General features: G+C 74.2%; 16 protein-coding genes and 1 riboswitch. Of the genes, 9 read left to right on the plus strand and 7 right to left on the minus strand.

What is annotated here, in order from left to right:
* The first annotated feature begins 284 nt into the window (after window positions 1–284).
* Window positions 285–626 carry a DMT family transporter gene (locus tag HCN52_RS25195; protein ID WP_312876537.1) on the plus strand — a complete coding sequence of 114 codons (342 nt, stop codon included), beginning with the start codon at window positions 285–287 and terminating at the stop codon, window positions 624–626.
* Between the two features lie 112 nt (window positions 627–738).
* Here HCN52_RS25195 and HCN52_RS04740 read toward each other — a convergent pair whose 3' ends face one another.
* Together HCN52_RS04740 and HCN52_RS04745 are read right to left on the minus strand one after the other, a co-directional pair.
* Window positions 739–1,683 (minus strand): M23 family metallopeptidase, encoded by a 945-nt coding sequence (locus HCN52_RS04740; RefSeq protein ID WP_168087091.1) that lies wholly within the window; start codon window positions 1,681–1,683, stop codon window positions 739–741.
* A 3-nt stretch (window positions 1,684–1,686) separates the two neighbouring features.
* A riboswitch (cyclic di-AMP (ydaO/yuaA leader) is annotated at window positions 1,687–1,869 on the minus strand.
* Window positions 1,870–2,335: 466 nt separating this feature from the next.
* Window positions 2,336–3,514 (minus strand): dipeptidase, encoded by a 1,179-nt coding sequence (locus tag HCN52_RS04745; protein ID WP_168087105.1) that lies wholly within the window; start codon window positions 3,512–3,514, stop codon window positions 2,336–2,338.
* A 200-nt stretch (window positions 3,515–3,714) separates the two neighbouring features.
* Here HCN52_RS04745 and HCN52_RS04750 point away from each other — a divergent pair, with 200 nt between their 5' ends.
* Entirely contained in the window at window positions 3,715–4,365 is a 651-nt protein-coding gene (locus tag HCN52_RS04750; RefSeq protein ID WP_168087092.1) for a DUF1707 SHOCT-like domain-containing protein, read from the plus strand.
* 453 nt (window positions 4,366–4,818) lie between these two features.
* On the plus strand, window positions 4,819–5,151 hold the full coding sequence (locus HCN52_RS04755) for a WhiB family transcriptional regulator (RefSeq protein ID WP_312876538.1): 333 nt from the start codon (window positions 4,819–4,821) through the stop codon (window positions 5,149–5,151).
* A gap of 109 nt (window positions 5,152–5,260) precedes the next feature.
* Here the strand turns inward: HCN52_RS04755 and glpX are convergent, their stop codons facing one another.
* Entirely contained in the window at window positions 5,261–6,292 is a 1,032-nt protein-coding gene (glpX, locus tag HCN52_RS04760; protein ID WP_168087093.1) for a class II fructose-bisphosphatase, read from the minus strand.
* A gap of 169 nt (window positions 6,293–6,461) precedes the next feature.
* On the opposite strand from glpX, the gene HCN52_RS04765 reads away from it, so the two are divergent.
* Entirely contained in the window at window positions 6,462–7,160 is a 699-nt protein-coding gene (locus tag HCN52_RS04765; protein ID WP_312876539.1) for a DUF4245 domain-containing protein, read from the plus strand.
* Between the two features lie 154 nt (window positions 7,161–7,314).
* Here HCN52_RS04765 and HCN52_RS04770 read toward each other — a convergent pair whose 3' ends face one another.
* Window positions 7,315–7,563, minus strand: coding sequence for an exodeoxyribonuclease VII small subunit (locus HCN52_RS04770; RefSeq protein ID WP_168087094.1), 249 nt, complete (start codon window positions 7,561–7,563; stop codon window positions 7,315–7,317).
* Between the two features lie 10 nt (window positions 7,564–7,573).
* The gene (xseA, locus tag HCN52_RS04775) at window positions 7,574–8,800 is read right to left on the minus strand and encodes an exodeoxyribonuclease VII large subunit (protein ID WP_168087095.1); all 1,227 of its coding nucleotides are present in this window, start codon (window positions 8,798–8,800) and stop codon (window positions 7,574–7,576) included.
* Between the two features lie 87 nt (window positions 8,801–8,887).
* On the opposite strand from xseA, the gene HCN52_RS04780 reads away from it, so the two are divergent.
* The gene (locus tag HCN52_RS04780) at window positions 8,888–9,883 is read left to right on the plus strand and encodes a 4-hydroxy-3-methylbut-2-enyl diphosphate reductase (protein WP_168087096.1); all 996 of its coding nucleotides are present in this window, start codon (window positions 8,888–8,890) and stop codon (window positions 9,881–9,883) included.
* A gap of 173 nt (window positions 9,884–10,056) precedes the next feature.
* Here HCN52_RS04780 and HCN52_RS04785 read toward each other — a convergent pair whose 3' ends face one another.
* Window positions 10,057–10,635, minus strand: coding sequence for a DUF6542 domain-containing protein (locus HCN52_RS04785; protein WP_245174868.1), 579 nt, complete (start codon window positions 10,633–10,635; stop codon window positions 10,057–10,059).
* A 165-nt stretch (window positions 10,636–10,800) separates the two neighbouring features.
* Between HCN52_RS04785 and ychF the strand changes: the two genes are divergently transcribed.
* Window positions 10,801–11,892 carry a redox-regulated ATPase YchF gene (gene ychF / locus HCN52_RS04790; RefSeq protein WP_168087097.1) on the plus strand — a complete coding sequence of 364 codons (1,092 nt, stop codon included), beginning with the start codon at window positions 10,801–10,803 and terminating at the stop codon, window positions 11,890–11,892.
* 100 nt (window positions 11,893–11,992) lie between these two features.
* Here the strand turns inward: ychF and HCN52_RS04795 are convergent, their stop codons facing one another.
* Window positions 11,993–13,030, minus strand: coding sequence for a DMT family transporter (locus HCN52_RS04795; RefSeq protein ID WP_168087098.1), 1,038 nt, complete (start codon window positions 13,028–13,030; stop codon window positions 11,993–11,995).
* Between the two features lie 294 nt (window positions 13,031–13,324).
* On the opposite strand from HCN52_RS04795, the gene HCN52_RS04800 reads away from it, so the two are divergent.
* The 3 genes from HCN52_RS04800 to HCN52_RS04810 all read left to right on the plus strand — a co-directional run bounded on the left by HCN52_RS04800 (window position 13,325) and on the right by HCN52_RS04810 (window position 15,351).
* Window positions 13,325–13,993 carry a ScbR family autoregulator-binding transcription factor gene (locus HCN52_RS04800; RefSeq protein ID WP_168087099.1) on the plus strand — a complete coding sequence of 223 codons (669 nt, stop codon included), beginning with the start codon at window positions 13,325–13,327 and terminating at the stop codon, window positions 13,991–13,993.
* A 285-nt stretch (window positions 13,994–14,278) separates the two neighbouring features.
* Window positions 14,279–14,470, plus strand: coding sequence for a lysine biosynthesis protein LysW (locus HCN52_RS04805; RefSeq protein ID WP_168087100.1), 192 nt, complete (start codon window positions 14,279–14,281; stop codon window positions 14,468–14,470).
* Complete coding sequence (locus HCN52_RS04810) at window positions 14,467–15,351, plus strand: RimK family alpha-L-glutamate ligase (RefSeq protein ID WP_168087101.1); 885 nt, start codon at window positions 14,467–14,469, stop codon at window positions 15,349–15,351. Before HCN52_RS04805 ends, HCN52_RS04810 begins: the two co-directional genes overlap by 4 nt.
* Window positions 15,352–15,697: the final 346 nt, after the last annotated feature.

Here is a 15,697-nt window from a genome sequence, read left to right on the forward strand (position 1 = left end):
CGTCGGCGCCGGGCGTGCGGTGGTGGCGGCGCTGCTCGCCGCCGTCGCCCTCGCCGCCACCCGTTCGCCGCTCCCCCGCGGCCGCCAGTGGGTGCGGCTCGCGGTGGTCGCCGCCGGCATCGTGCTCGGCTTCCCGCTGCTGACCTCGGCGGCGCTGACGACCGCGCCGGCCGGTCACAGTGCGGTGGTCATCGCCCTGCTGCCCGCGGCGACCGCCGCCGTGGCGGCCGTGCGGTGCGGCGAGCGGCCACCGGGCCGCGCTGGTCCTCGCGGCCCCCGTCACTGTGCCGCTGACCGCCGCCGCGGCCCTTCCGCAACCGCCGTCGGCCACGCCGGGGCAGTGGGCGGCCTTCGCCTACCTGGGGATGGTGAGCATGTTCCTGGGCTTCTTCGCCTGGTACCGGGGGTTGGCACTGGGGCCCATGACCCGCGTCAGCCAGGTGCAACTGGTGCAGCCGGTGCTCACGGTCGCGTGGGCGGCGCTGCTGCTGCGGGAGCCGTTCGACGCCACGGTCGTGGCGGGTGCCGTCGCCGTGGTCCTCTGCGCCGGGGCGGCGGTCCGCAGCCGCCGCCCGGCGGGGTCGACCGTCGTCACGGCCTCCGGTCACGGCCCACCGGCGCCGTGACCGCGGGCGGCCGCGGACCCGGAACGGCCCTGGGGGCCACCACGGTCGTGGTGGCCCCCAGGGGCGCGGTACCGCTCCGGCCGTGCCGGTGGCGGGGTGCTCAGGGCAGGGCTCAGATGGAGACGCCGAGACCGCGGAGGTAGCCCAGCGGGTCGATGTCGGAGCCGTAGGACGGGCCGGTCCGGATCTCGAAGTGCAGGTGCGGGCCGGTGCTGTTGCCGGTGGAGCCGACGTTGCCGATCTGGTCGCCCGCGCCGACCGACTGGCCGTTGCTGACGGAGAGCGAGGAGAGGTGGGCGTACTGGCTGTAGCGACCGTCCTCGTGGCGGATGACGACCTCGTTGCCGTAGGCGCCGCCCCAACCGGCGGAGACGACGGTGCCCGGGGCGACCGACTTCACCGGGGTGCCGGAGGAGGCGGAGAAGTCGACACCGGTGTGGTAACCGCTGCCCCACATCGCGCCGGAGGCGCGGTAGGGGGTGCTGGGCGCGGCGTCGACGGGGGCGGACGCGCCGACCGACGGGGCGGGGGCCTCCTCGACCGGAGCGGTCTCGGCCACCGGGGCCTCCTCGACCGGGGCGGCTTCCTCGACCGGAGCCTCCTCGGCGGGGGCGGAGCGCTCCGCGCTGCGGTCGGCGCGCTGCTCCACGTCCGCCTCGGGGGCGGCCTCGGCCGCGGTGCCGTCGAGCGACAGTTCCTGGCCGGGGAAGATCAGGTTGGGGTTGTCGCCGATGACGTCGCGGTTGGCGTCGTAGACGGTGACCCAGCCGCCGTCCACGTCGTGGGCGTCGGCGATGCGGGACAGGGTGTCGCCGGTCACGACGGTGTAGTCGGTGACCTCGTCGGCGGCGTCGGCGGCGGCCTCGGCCGCCACGGCGGCGCGCTCGGCCACCTGTGCGGAGAATGCGGCGGGTGCGGCGGTCTCGGCCGGGGTGGCCGAGGCGGTGCCGGCGCCTATGAGCGGCAGGGCGACACCGGCGGAGCCGGCGGTGATCGCGAGAGAGATACGGGCGAGGCGGCTGGCGCGCTGGTGACGGTGACGTCCGCGTCCGGGCATGGCGGTGCTCCTCTCCGACGCCTACGAGGTGAGCTGTCGGGTTCGGGCCGGAAAGTGCCCGGCCGCAGGCGGCTCCCGTGCTCTGACGAGGTCACGGGATCCGGCAGGCGGCTTCACCCCAAGCCGGCGTTGACCGGCACAAGATTGGGTCCCCCGCTCCTGTCGTGCGGAAAGTACTCACGTTGATCCCTCACCGGTGACAGGACTCGGCGTCCGGCAGGGCCGCCCCGCGTGGTGCGGCGCGAGCAGCACGGTAGGCACAGCGGTTTCGGCAGCACAAGAAAGGCGAAGCGGGGTGGGAGTGGCCGAGAACACCAAAAGTCGGACACCGTGACCCGGGGTTGACCGCAGGCAGGCGGGGAGTGACCGGCGGGCAGCGCGCCGATGGTCTCCAACTGACCCACGGATAACAGAAGTTGGGCAGCCCGCGCCCACGGGCCGCACGGCGGGGCGGAAGGGGCGCACGGGTCACGCGTGACCTCGGTCACCCGCCCCGAGCCCCCGCCCGAAGCATCCGCAGAAGCCCTATTAGGGACCAAAGACCACCGGCCGATATCGGGCACATGGCGGACACTTCGGCACCGGGCGTCGTCGTGCATCCGCCGAGGCGGGTGGGGCGCGGCGGGAGAACGGGCGGCCCCGCCGCCGCCGGTCAGCCGGTCGGGCGGTCCGGCGTCGCCAGCGAGGGGCCGCGGCGGCGACGCAGCTCGGCCGCGGCGTCCTCGGCGTCCCCCAGCACCCGCACCGCGTTCCGCCAGGTCAGCTTGGCGAGGTCCTGCGCGGACCAGCCGCGTCCCAGCAGCTCCGCGATCAGGTTCGGGTACCCGGCGACGGTGTCCAGCCCCTCGGGAAGGAAGGAGGTGCCGTCGAAGTCGCCCCCGATCCCGATGTGGTCGATCCCCGCGACCTCCCGCATGTGGTCGAGGTGGTCCGCCACCGTCGCCGGGGTCGCCACCGGCCGGGGGTTGTCCGCCTCGAACGCCGCGAGGACGCGGCGCCCCGCGTCGGACCCGTCCAGCGCGTGCAGCCCGGCCGCCACCAGGGCCTCCTCACTGCGCCGGGTCCACTCCACCGCCTCGGGCAGCACGAACTTCGGCACGAAGGTCGCCATCGCCACGCCGCCGTTGCCCGCCAGCCGCTCCAGCACGTCGTCGGGGACGTTGCGCGGGTGGTCGCAGACGGCGCGGGCGGAGGAGTGCGAGAAGATCACCGGCGCCTCCGTGACCCGCAGCGCGTCGCGCATCGTGGTCGCGGCGACGTGCGAGAGATCCACCAGCATCCCGAGCCGGTTCATCTCCCGCACCACCTCCTCGCCGAACGGGCTGAGGCCGTCGTGGCGGGGCTCGTCGGTCGCGGAGTCCGCCCAGTCGATGGTGTCGTTGTGGGTGAGCGTCATGTACCGCACGCCCAACTCGTACAGGCCGCGGAGGGTGCCCATCGAGTTGTTGATGGAGTGCCCGCCCTCGGCGCCCATCAGCGAGGCGATGCGCCCCTCGCGGCGAGCGGCCTCCATCCCGGCGGCGGTCGTCGTCGGCGCGAGCTCCTCGGGATAGCGGTCCTGCATGGCCCGGACCACGTCGATCTGCTCCAGGCAGGAGCTGACCGCGGCATCGCCGGTGAGGTCGGTCCGCACGTACACCGACCAGAACTGCGCCCCGACACCGCCGGCGCGCAGCCGCGGCAGGTCGGTGTGGAGGTGTTCGCTCTGGTCGCGCGAGACGTCGCGGCGGTCCAGGTCGTACCCCACCTGCTCGCGCAGCGCCCAGGGGAGGTCGTTGTGCCCGTCCACGACCGGGTGCTCGGCGAGCAGCTCCAGCGCGCGGGCGAGCAGCCCGGGGTCCTTCGCGGCGGCACCGACGGGGGTGAGCGGCGCGACGCCGTCGGCGGACTCCGCGGGCCCGGTGGGCGCGGCGGCGTCGCGGGCCGGCGGGCCAGGGTCTCCCTGAGGCGGCCCTGACGGAGCCCTGAGTTCGACCCCGAACCCTCGCGGTGACCCTGGTGGCACCGGCGCGCCGTCGGTAGCCTGGCGACGTGACCACCGACAAGCCGCCCGCCGTGTCCCTCGGCAAGGCCGCCCCGCCCCCCGCCGTCCGCGCCTCCGACGCGGACCGGGACCGCGTGGCGGACATCCTGCGCGAGGCGCTGGCCGAAGGCCGCCTCCAGGCCGACGAGCACGCCGAGCGCATCGAGGTCCTCTACGCCGCCAAGACCGTGCCCGAGCTGGAGAAGCTGATCGACGACCTGCCCGCCGGGCAGCGCACGGAGGCACCGCCGCGGCTCACGCCGCGGGAGAGGGCGGCGCGCCCGTCCGGTCCCCGCAACGTCGTCGCCGTCCTCGGCGGCGCGGACCGCGGGGGTAGCTTCCGCGTCGGGTCCGCGATCAACGCCGTCGCCGTCTGCGGCGGGGTCGACATCGACCTCACCGAGGCGATCTTCGACCACCCCGAGGTGGTCATCACCGCCACCGCGATCTGCGGCGGGGTCTGCATCAAGGTCCCCGAGAACGTCACGCTGGTCTGCGAGGGCAGCGGGATCATGGGCGCCTTCGACGCCCGGGAGATGGTCGCCACCGACCCGGGTGCGCCGGTGGTGCGCCTGCGGGGCGTCGCCATCTGGGGCGCCGTCGAGGCGGCGGCCGTGGAGGGCAAGCGGATCCAGAACCTCCGCGACGGCGAGAGCTGACCGCGCCCCCTTGCGTCGCCGGCGCCCCGCCGGCACAGCGGCCCGCACGGTGCGGCAGCCGTCCCGCCGCGTCCCGCCGCGTCCGAGCCCGTCCCGGACGCGGCGTTCCGCTGTCCGGGGCCGGGCCGCCCGGAACCCGGCGACGGCCTGCGGCGCGACCTGCCGCTGAGAGCGCGGGCCGTCGTGCAACGGGTCGCCTTCAGTCGGGCACGCAGCGAACACACGGGCTGCCCACCACGTCGCGACACGGACACGCTGCGGATGCGCGACGTCACGTCACGTTCCCCTGTTTGGCTCTCCGTGCATAAGCGTGTGCGCAGCGGGTAGGGCAGGGAGGACCGTCACTCGTATGGCCGATCAGCGGCGCCCTGCCGCGGTCGGTCACCCAGGCCTGCGGGTGGTGGTCAGTCAGCCCAGCAGAGCGACCCCGTACGCCGTCGTCAGGAGTTGACCGTGCTGCAAACGCCTCACGAGCCACAGTGGTCCACCGCCGTGCCGTCCCCGCGGCTACGGAGAGACCTCGCCGGCCCGTGGCATTCCGAGGCCGCCTGTCGGCGGGACGAGGCGGGGCTCTTCTTCGCGCCCTCGCAGGAGCCGACGGCCGCGCGGCTCTCCCGGGAGGCGGCGGCCAAGTCGGTCTGCGCCCGCTGCCCCGTGCTGCTGGAGTGCCGGGAGCACGCGCTGCTGCAGCCGGAGCCCTACGGCGTCTGGGGCGGCCTCACCGCCGCCGAGCGGCGCGTGGTGCTCGGCAGGCGGCGTCGGCGGCAGTCCGCCGAGGCCGCCTGAGGGGCGCCGCCCGGGGCCGGGGGCGCCGCGACCCCGGTCCCCGTCGGTCGCGACTGCTGCCCCGACGCCCCTGTGGTCCCTGTGGCTCCCTCGTCGTCGCGGCGACGGCTCAGCGCGGCTGGTCGAAGTTGACGGCGCTGTAGGCGCGCAGCTTCGAGAGCCGGTGGGTGGAGTCGATCTGCCGGATCGTGCCGGACTTGGACCGCATCACCAGCGACTGCGTGGTGGCGGTCTCCGCGCGGTAGCGCACGCCGCGCAGCAGGTCGCCGTCGGTGATGCCGGTGGCGACGAAGAACACGTTCTCGCCGGAGACCAGGTCGTCCGTGTGCAGCACCCGGTCCAGGTCGTGCCCGGCGTCCAGCGCCTGGCGGCGCTCGGCGTCGTCCTGCGGCCAGAGCTTCCCCTGGATGGTGCCGCCCAGGCACTTGATGGCGCAGGCGGCGATGATCCCCTCCGGTGTGCCGCCGATGCCGAGCAGCAGGTCCACGCCGGTGCCGTCGCGGACGGCGGCGATGGCCCCGGCGACGTCGCCGTCGGAGATGAACCGGATGCGGGCGCCGGCCTCGCGGATCTCGCGGACGAGGTCCTGGTGGCGGGGGCGGTCCAGCACGCAGACGGTGACGTCCTCCGGGGTGCCGCCCTTCGCCTTGGCGACCCGCCGGATGTTCACCGCGACCGGGGCGTCGATGTCGACGAACTCGGCCGCCTCGGGCCCGGTGACCAGCTTGTCCATGTAGAAGACCGCGCTGGGGTCGAACATCGCCCCCCGGTCGGCCACCGCCAGCACGGAGACGGCGTTGCTCATGCCCTTGGCGGTCAGCGTGGTGCCGTCGACCGGGTCCACGGCGACGTCGCACTCCGGTCCGGTGCCGTCGCCGACGCGCTCGCCGTTGAACAGCATCGGCGCCTCGTCCTTCTCGCCCTCGCCGATGACGACCACGCCGTTCATCGAGACGGTCGAGACCAGGGTGCGCATCGCGCGGACGGCGGCACCGTCCGCGCCGTTCTTGTCGCCGCGGCCGACCCAGCGACCCGAGGCCATCGCGCCGGCCTCGGTGACGCGGACCAGCTCCAGGGCGAGGTTGCGGTCGGGAGCCTCGGGGCTGACCTCGAGCGGGGACGGGAGATGGTGGTCGGACATGGGCACACAACCTTTCGCGCGGGCGGGCCGGTACGCGCGCCGGGACCGTGGAGTTCGGGGACCTCTCGACTCTAGCCGCCGCCCGGACAACTGAGCATGTCGGCCCACGGATGAGCAGCGAGGGGGTGGTGGGGGAGCAGCACCCGGCATACGGGACGATGGGGGTGTGGTGAGAGAGAACAACACTCCGTCCCAGCAGCCCGTCGGCGCGGCCGGCGACCCGGACCGCGACAGCGACGGGATCACCGCGCGCGAGGAGGGGGCGACCGCCCCGGCGACACCCCCGCAGGGCACCGCGTCCGCCGCGGCGCAGGGCGGGGCGGACCGGGGCGGGGCGAAGCAGCCGCGCAAGCTCAAGACCGTGCGGGACATGCTGCTCTCGATGGCGGTCATCACCGTCGGCGCGCTGTTCTTCTACGTCGTCCAGCCCACCGACACCGGACAGGACCCCGTCCGGGCGGTCGACTACGCCGTCGAGGCGAGCACCGCGTCCCGCGCCGCACCCTACGAGCTGGTCGTCCCCGAGGACCTGGACGAGGGGTGGCGCGCGACCTCGGTGCGGTACCGGCAGAGCTCCGACCACGGCGCCCTGTGGCGCATCGGCTTCATGGACCCCGACAACGAGTACGTCGCCCTGGGGCAGGCCGACGGACCGGCCCGGGCCTTCGTCCACGACTTCTCCCAGGGCGCCCAGGACACCGGCGAGACCGTGACCGTCGACGGCCGCGAGTGGGCCGTCCACGCCGGCAGCAAGTACGACGCCCTCGTGTCGGAGGAGGGCGACGTCACCACCGTCGTCACCGGCACCGCCGGCGCCGCGCAGCTGGAGGCGTTCGCCGCCGCGCTCGCGCCGCACCCCAACCAGTAAGAGGGAGCGCCCGGCCGCCGGACCGGCGGCCGGCACGGCACCGCCGCGCGCGGTGAGCCGCCCGGTGCCGCGGCCGTCGTACGGCTCGCGGGACAGCCGGGCAGCGGGCGCGCCGCGGCCGAGCCGCCGCGCCGAACCCGGCCCTCGGAAGGGCTCAGCCGTCGCCCTCACCCGGACGCGGCGTGCCACTCCCGGCGCCGTCCTCGGGCCGCGCCGCGTCCAGCCGGGCCCGGGCACCCTCCAGCCAGTGGCGGCAGATGCGGGCCAGCTCCTCGCCGCGCTCCCACAGCGCCAGCGACTCCTCCAGGGTGGCGCCGCCGGCCTCCAGCCGCCGCACCACCTCGACCAGCTCGTCGCGGGCCTGTTCGTAGCCGAGCGCGGTCTCGGCGTCCGTTTCCGTCATGGGCGCCAGCCTAAGCGGGAGGGCTGACAGCGCCGCGGGCCACCACCGACAGCTCGCCCTCGGCCAGCCGTGCGTGCAGCTCCTCCTCCGGTGCCACCGCCGCGGCGTCCCGGATCACCGTGCCGTCGGGTCGCCGCAGCACCGCGTAGCCGCGCTCCAGCGTCGCCGCCGGGGACAGCGCCCGCACCCGCGCCAGGGTGTGCCGCAGGTCGTCCGCCGCCCGGTCCAGTCCGTGCGACAGCGAGCGTCGGGCCCGCAGCCGCAGCTCCGCCAGCCGCTCCTGCTGCGCGTCGAGCACCCGGTGCGGCTCGGCCATCGCGGGCCGCGACAGCGCGTTGGCCAGCCCGCGCTCCTCCCGGTCGAGGAAGGTCTCCATCGCGCGCCGCGCCCGGTCCCCGAGCTGCGTCACCCGCGTCAACTCCTCGTTGACGTCGGGGACGGTGCGCTTGGCGGCGTCCGTCGGCGTCGAGGCGCGGACGTCCGCGACCAGGTCCAGCAGCGGCGAGTCCGGCTCGTGGCCGATCGCCGAGACCACCGGCGTCACGCACTGCGCGACGGTGCGCACCAGCCGCTCGTCGGAGAACGGCAGCAGGTCCTCGACGCTGCCGCCGCCGCGCGCCACCACGATCACGTCGACCGCCGGGTCGGCGTCCAGCGCCCGCACCGCCTCCACCACCTGCGCCACCGCGTGCACGCCCTGCACCGCGACGTTGCGGACGTCGAAGCTTACGGCGGGCCAGCGCAGCCGCGCGTTCTCCAGCACGTCCCGCTCCGCCGCCGACGCCCGGCCCGTCACCAGGCCGATCCGGCGCGGTAGGAACGGCAGCGGCCGCTTGCGGTCGGCGGCGAACAGTCCCTCGGCGGCCAGCGCCCGCTTCAGCCGCTCCAACCGGACCAGCAGATCGCCGACGCCCACCGGGCGGATCTCCGCGGCGCGCAGCGACAGCTGCCCGCGGGGGGCGTACCACTCCGGCTTGCCGTGCACCACGACCCGCGCGCCCTCGGACACCACGTCCGCGACCTGGTCGAACACCCCGCGGAAGCAGGTGACGGTGAGGGAGATCTCCTGGGAGGGGTCCCGGAGCGTGAAGAACACCACTCCCGCGCCGGGGCGGCGGCTGAGCTGGGTGATCTGCCCCTCCACCCACACCCCGCCGAGGCGGTCGATCCATTCGCCGATGAGCCGCGAGATCCTGGCGACCGGTACCGGGTCGTCGGCGGAGGTCTGTAGAGCCATGACGCCAGGCTAGCGGGGCCCGCCGACAACCCCCGGGGGCGTGAAAGCGGAGACCGGGCCCGGGGTTCGCCCCCGACGGGCCCTACCATGGGGGCCATGAGCGCTTCCGCCCCACGCCGTGTCCTGCTCGCCGCCCCCCGTGGTTACTGCGCGGGTGTGGACCGCGCCGTCATCGCTGTCGAGCAGGCGCTGGAGCAGTACGGTCCGCCCATCTACGTCCGGCACGAGATCGTGCACAACAAGTACGTCGTGAAGACGCTGGAGAAGAAGGGCGCGATCTTCGTCGAGCAGACCGACGAGGTCCCGCAGGGCGAGATCGTCATCTTCTCCGCCCACGGCGTCGCCCCCGAGGTGCACCGCGAGGCCGAGCGCGGCAAGCTCGCCACGATCGACGCGACCTGCCCGCTGGTCACCAAGGTCCACAAGGAAGCCATCCGCTTCGCCAAGGACGACTACGACATCCTCCTCATCGGCCACGAGGGCCACGAGGAGGTCATCGGCACCTCCGGCGAGGCCCCCGAGCACATCCAGCTGGTCGACGGCCCCGGCGACGTCGCGGGCGTCGAGGTCCGGGACGAGTCCAAGGTGGTCTGGCTCTCCCAGACGACCCTCTCCGTGGACGAGACCATGGAGACGGTCGGGGCGCTGAAGGAGAAGTTCCCGAACCTGATCAGCCCGCCCAGCGACGACATCTGCTACGCCACGCAGAACCGGCAGACCGCCATCAAGCAGATCGCCGCCGACTCCGACCTGGTGCTGGTCGTCGGGTCGAAGAACAGCTCCAACTCGGTGCGGATGGTCGAGGTGGCGCTGGGCGCCGGTGCCGGCGCGGGTCACCTGGTCGACAACGCGGGCGAGATCGACGAGAGCTGGCTGGAGGGGGTCACCACCGTCGGCCTCTCCTCCGGTGCCTCCGTGCCCGACGTGCTGGTCGAGGGTGTGCTGGAGTGGCTCGCCGAGCGCGGCTTCGGCGACGTCGAGGTCGTGCAGCCGATGCAGGAGTCGATCCAGTTCTCGCTCCCGAAGGAGCTGCGCCGCGACCTGCGCGCCGAGGCCGCCGAGAAGGTCCGCGACAGCGCCTGAGCCACGGCCGGCCGCCGCCCGCGTCACAGCGCGCCGCCGCAGCAACGCACCGCCCCGTGCCGGGGAACGGCACGGGGCGGTGCGCTGCTGCGGGAGGGGTGGCCGCTGCCTGCCGCGGGCGTGCTCGCGGTGACTGCGCAGGGCGGCCGGCGGCCGCGGGCGCGGTGCCGGGATCAGCCCCGCTGCTGCTGCGCAGCGGCGGCGGCGCGGGCGGCGTTCTCCCGACGGCGCCTGATACGCCCCGCCATGACGGTGACCTGGCGTCCCAGGGTGATCCCCACCGCGGCCAGGGTGCCCGCGAAGAGCCAGGGGGCGCCCACGGCCAGCTCGGTGAACAGCTCGTAGAGTCCGCCGCTGACGATCAGCCCCGCCGCGTAGGCGATCGGGACCGCCACCGGCGCGCAGATCAGGTCCACCGGCCGCACCCAGGCGGCCACGGCGACCGAGACCAGCACGAAGAGCAGCCCGTACAGCACGGGGGCGCCGCCCAGGATCCGGCTGAACCAGCCGCCGACCAGCATCGAGCCGATCGCGATCACACCGCACCCCAGACCCGTCAGCTTCGGGCGGGGGAGACGCGCGAGTGCGTCGAGCAGGGGCGGCCGGGGGCGCGCGGTTCCCTCGCGTGCGCGGGGGGCGGGGCGGCCGCGCTGCGGGTCCGGCGTCTTCGCCCGGGCGGGCCGGGGCACGCCGGCCGCCCCGGCGGCCGGGCGCGGCAGGGGCGGGCGGGTGGTGCTGGTGCTGTACTCCACGGGCACCAACGTACGGGCCGGGCCGCCCGCGATGGCGCAATGGCGCGCCCTTTTCATCCCATTTGCCGATGAGTCGACAGAAGGACGAGGTGGGAGGTGTCGGGAGCCGCCCCCCTAGAATGGGCGACCGGCCCTGTCAGCAACCACCCGAACGGGAAGTCCCACGTGTCCCTCACGATCGGAATCGTCGGACTGCCGAACGTCGGCAAGTCGACTCTCTTCAACGCCCTCACGAAGAACGACGTGCTGGCGGCCAACTACCCGTTCGCGACGATCGAGCCCAACGTCGGCGTCGTCGGTGTCCCCGACGCCCGCCTGACCAGGCTCGCCGAGATCTTCGGCAGCGAGCGGGTGCTGCCCGCCACCGTCGACTTCGTCGACATCGCCGGGATCGTGCGGGGTGCCAGCGAGGGCGAGGGGCTGGGCAACAAGTTCCTGGCGAACATCCGCGAGTCGGACGCCATCTGCCAGGTGATCCGGGCCTTCAAGGACGAGAACGTCGTCCACGTCGACGGCAAGGTGTCGCCCAAGAGCGACATCGAGACCATCAACACCGAGCTGATCCTCGCCGACCTCCAGACGGTCGAGAAGGTGCTGCCGAAGCTCCAGAAGGAGTCCCGGATCCGCAAGGACCGGCTGCCGGTGGTCAAGGCCGTCGAGGAGGCCAAGGAGATCCTGGAGGAGGGCCGCACCCTCTTCTCCGCCGGCATCCGCCAGGGCACCGAGCGCGCCGAACCGCTGCACGAGCTGCACCTGCTGACCGTCAAGCCCTTCCTCTACGTCTTCAACGTGGACGAGGAGGAGCTGACCGACGACGCCTTCAAGGCCGAGCAGCGCGCGCTCATCGCCCCGGCAGAGGCCGTCTTCCTCAACGCCAAGCTGGAGGCCGACCTCGGCGAGCTGGACGACGAGGCGGAGGCGCTGGAGCTGCTCCAGTCCGTCGGTCAGGAGGAGCCCGGCCTCGCCACCCTGGCCCGTGTCGGCTTCGAGACCCTCGGCCTCCAGACCTACCTGACGGCCGGCCCCAAGGAGTCCCGGGCCTGGACCATCAACAAGGGCGACACCGCCCCCGAGGCGGCCGGTGTGATCCACACCGACTTCCAGAAGGGCTTCATCAAGGCCGAGGTCATCTCCTTCGACGACCTCGTCGAGGCCGGCTCCGTCGCCGAGGCCCGCGCCAAGGGCAAGGCCCGCATGGAGGGCAAGGACTACGTCATGCGCGACGGCGACGTGGTGGAGTTCCGCTTCAACGTCTGACGCGTCCGACGAGAGGCCGTCCGACCTGCCGTGGAGCGGGTCGGGCGGCCGTTCGCCGTCCGTGCGACGAAGCGGGTGCGCCGCCTCGTCGGCCTGCGGCTCAGGGGGTGCCTCGGCCGGAGAGCAGTGCGCCGTCGCTGGGGGAGTCCGGGCCGTCCGGGCCGTCCGGGGAGTCCGGGACCGCGGGGGCGGCCGCGTCCTCCGCCGCCGGGAGGTCGCCGGCGCCCGCCTCCGCCGGTGGCGTCGCACCGCGCGCGGGGAAGCGGCGGGTGAGTGCGACGCCGACGAGGACGACGGCCATGCCGATCAGCAGCCGGGGATGGAGCTGCTCCCCGAGGACGGTGACGCCGAGCAGCACGGAGACGACGGGGAGCAGGTAGCCGACGACCGCGGCGTTGGTGGCGCCCTCGTCGTTGATGATGCGGTAGGTGAGGTGGAAGGTCAGCGCGGTGCAGAGGACGGCGAGGACGAGAGCGGCGACGACGACCGTGGGGGTGGGGTCGAAGGGGGCGAGTCCGCCGCCGAGCGGCATGGCGGTCGCGGTGAGGCCGGCGGCGGCGAGGAGTTGGGCGGCGGAGAGCGAGAGGGTGGGGGTGCCGCGCCGCACCAGGGTGCGGCCCATGTAGGTGAAGGCGACGGCGTAGCTGGCGGCGGCCCCCAGGATCGCCAGGGTGCCCCACCCGGCGGCACCGGTGGCCTGCCAGGGGGCGAACAGCACGACGGTGCCCGCGAACCCGAGGAGGAGCCCGACCGACCGCCCCGCGTGGGGGGCGCGTTCGGCGCCGAGTACGAGGGCGAGGGCGATCGTCCACAGCGGGGTGGTCGCGTTGAGGGCGCCGGCCATGCCGGAGTCGACAGTCTGCTGTCCGAGGCTGAACAGCGCGAACGGCAGGGCGTTGCAGAAGAACGCGGCGACGACGAGGTGGCGCCAGGTCCCGCGGCCGCGCGGGAGGCGGTGCCCGGCGAGCCGGCACGCCGCGAGCAGTACCAGGGAGCCGACCGCGCAGCGGGCGAACGTCACCTGCAGCGGCGAGAGGCCGCGCAGCGCCAGGTCGATCCAGAGGAAGGTCGAGCCCCACAGCAGGGCGAGCACGACCACCCGTGCCACGCCGCGCAGGGAGGATGCACCGCGGTCCATGTCGTCTCCAGGTGTCGAGGGTGGGGCTGCGCCGTTCGGGGTGGTCGGCGGGCCGACCGGTCATGGGGCGGGGCCGCGCCGGCGCGCCGGATGCCGTGCCCGGCCGTGCGCGTGCGTGCGGGTGTGGCGGGTGGGCCCGTGGTCGTCACCGGCAGGACCGATGCGGTACGCGGGGCCCGCTCGGGGCATCGGGTGCGTGCGGTCGGCGCGTGGTGCTCCATCTGTCGCGACGTGGTGCGTGGAATAACATAGAGGTTGTTCTCTTTTTTTGTCCACGGTGCAGGGGGCCGGTCGATGGCACGGGTTCGGCAGGAGCGCGCGGAGCGGACGCGCAGGGCACTGATCACCGCGGCCGCCGAGCTGTTCGACCAGCACGGCTACCACGGGGTCGGGCTCAACGCGATCCTCCGGCGGGCAGGGGTGACGACGGGCGCGATGTACTTCCATTTCGCGTCCAAGGACGATCTCGCGCGAGCGGTGATCGTCGGTCAGGCCGACGGACTGGAGCTGGAGATCGGCACGCGGGGACTCCAGCACCTGGTGGACCTCTGCCGGCACATCGCCGTCACCATGCGCTCGGACGTGCTGCTGCGCGCCGGGGTACGGCTGGCCGTGGAGCAGAGCGAGGCCAACCTCCTCGACTACTCGATCTACGGCTGGTGGTCCTCCCGCTTCGCGGACTGCCTGGAGACCGCCCGGGAGATGGGCCAGCTGCGTCCCGGGGTGGACGTGGACACCTTCGCGCGGGTGATCGTCGCCGCCTTCACGGGAACCCAGACCATGTCGCGGCTCGCGGACAGCTGGTCCGACCTGCCCGAGCGCATCGAGGAGATGCTGCGCTGCCTGCTCCCTGCGCTCGCTCCCGACGACGTCCTCGCGACCCTGACGATCCCGGGCGCCCCCGTCACCGAGGCGGCGTCCCGCACCACGACTGCGGGGTCGGTGGCGGAGGACCCTTCCTAGATCCTGTCGCGCCGCGGTCGGGTGCCGAGCGCCCCGACTCGGCGCCCGGCGGGGGAGCTCGGCGCCGCCAGCACCCCGGTGCAGCGGTGCCGACCCGGGCCGCGGCGGATTGCCCACCCCCTCCCACCTGCGGCTTCGTCGCGGGATTCGTGTTTCCGTAGTGCGCCCTCCCGGTCGCCGAGCGTAACTTCGTGAGTGCCGCAGGGAAGAGCGGTCCGGGAGCCACCGGGCCGGGACGACCGGCGGAGTACGTCGCCACCTGAAACCGAACGGAAGGGCTGATCCATGTCGACCACCGTCACAACGGCCGCGGTGTGCCTCGTCTGCGACAGCGAGCTCGCCATCGAGGGCGGCTCCGAGAAGGGGGAGATCGTGGAGTGCGGCACCTGCGGTCAGGAGCACGAGCTGACCGCCGCCTCCGACGCCGGCTACGAGGTCTCCCTGGCCCCCGAGGTCGAGGAGGACTGGGGCGAATGACGACCGCAGCCACCGACGTCCTGCTGTCGGTGACCGTGCTGCGCCCCGACGAGCGTCGACTCCTGGACGCCCTGCGCGACCAGGGGTTGACGGCCCGTCCGGTCCTCCAACCGGACATGGCCGAGGTGCTCTCGGAACGCGGCGAACGGCCCCGACTGGCGGTGCTGCGCAACCTCTCGCACCGGGAGGCCATCGGCACCGCCCGCCGGCTGGACCAGGCCGGGGTCGCCACCCTCAACACCCCCACGGCGATCGAGACTTGCAACGACAAGGGCCTGCAGGCCCTGATGTTCGCCCGGCACGGCATCGCCCACCCCGACACCCGTCACGCCTACACCTACGAGCAGGTGCAGGAGGCGGCGCACGAGTTCGGCTGGCCCGTGGTGGTCAAGCCGGTCTCGGGCTCCTGGGGGCGCGGGGTCACCCGTCTCTCCACCGAGCAGGAACTGGAGGCATGGACCGGCGGCCGGGAGTCCGCCGACGCGGCGGGGAAGCTCTTCCCCGTCCTGGTGCAGCGGTACGTCGACAAACCGGGGCACGACCTGCGGATCGTCGTCGTCGGGGCGCAACCCGTCGTCGCCATCCGCCGGGCCTCGGAGAGCTGGCGCACCAACACCCACCTCGGCGCGCGGGTCGAACGCGTCGAGATCTCCGACACCATGCGGGCGCTGTGCGACCGGGTCGTCGCCGCGCTCGGCCCCGGCTTCTACGGCGTGGACCTCATGGAGGACCGCCACACCGGCGAGACCACCGTCATCGAGGTCAACGCCAACCCGGAGTTCGCCCGCTCCTCCGAGACCCACGGGGTCGACATCGCCGGGATCTACGCCCGGTACGTCGTGGACCTGCTGGCAGCGGACCGGGCCGTCCTCGCCCCCTGAGACGAGGCAGCCCCGGCGCCGGCCGCCCCGCGGCCCCGGCACCCCGGCACCACCCCCCCCGGTCGCAGCGTCCTCCTCAAGATCCTCTCCCGCTGCACCCGACGCGGGGCACGCACCGCCGGACCCGGGGCCGGCCACCGCGGCAACCACCGTCGGCCACCACCCACCACCCACCACCCACCCCCGCCACCCATCGCCCACCCCCGCCGTCCCCCCACCCACGACACACCGTCATCGCCGCCCGCCACCACGGCCGTCCGGCGACCGCCCCGGCGCCGTCCCGCCGGTGCTTCTTCCGCAGTCCGGCCCCGCCCGCACCCGGCGCAGGTGACCGACCCGGCCACCC

This window comes from Streptomyces bohaiensis (assembly GCF_012033785.1).
Classification (GTDB): domain Bacteria; phylum Actinomycetota; class Actinomycetes; order Streptomycetales; family Streptomycetaceae; genus Streptomyces; species Streptomyces bohaiensis.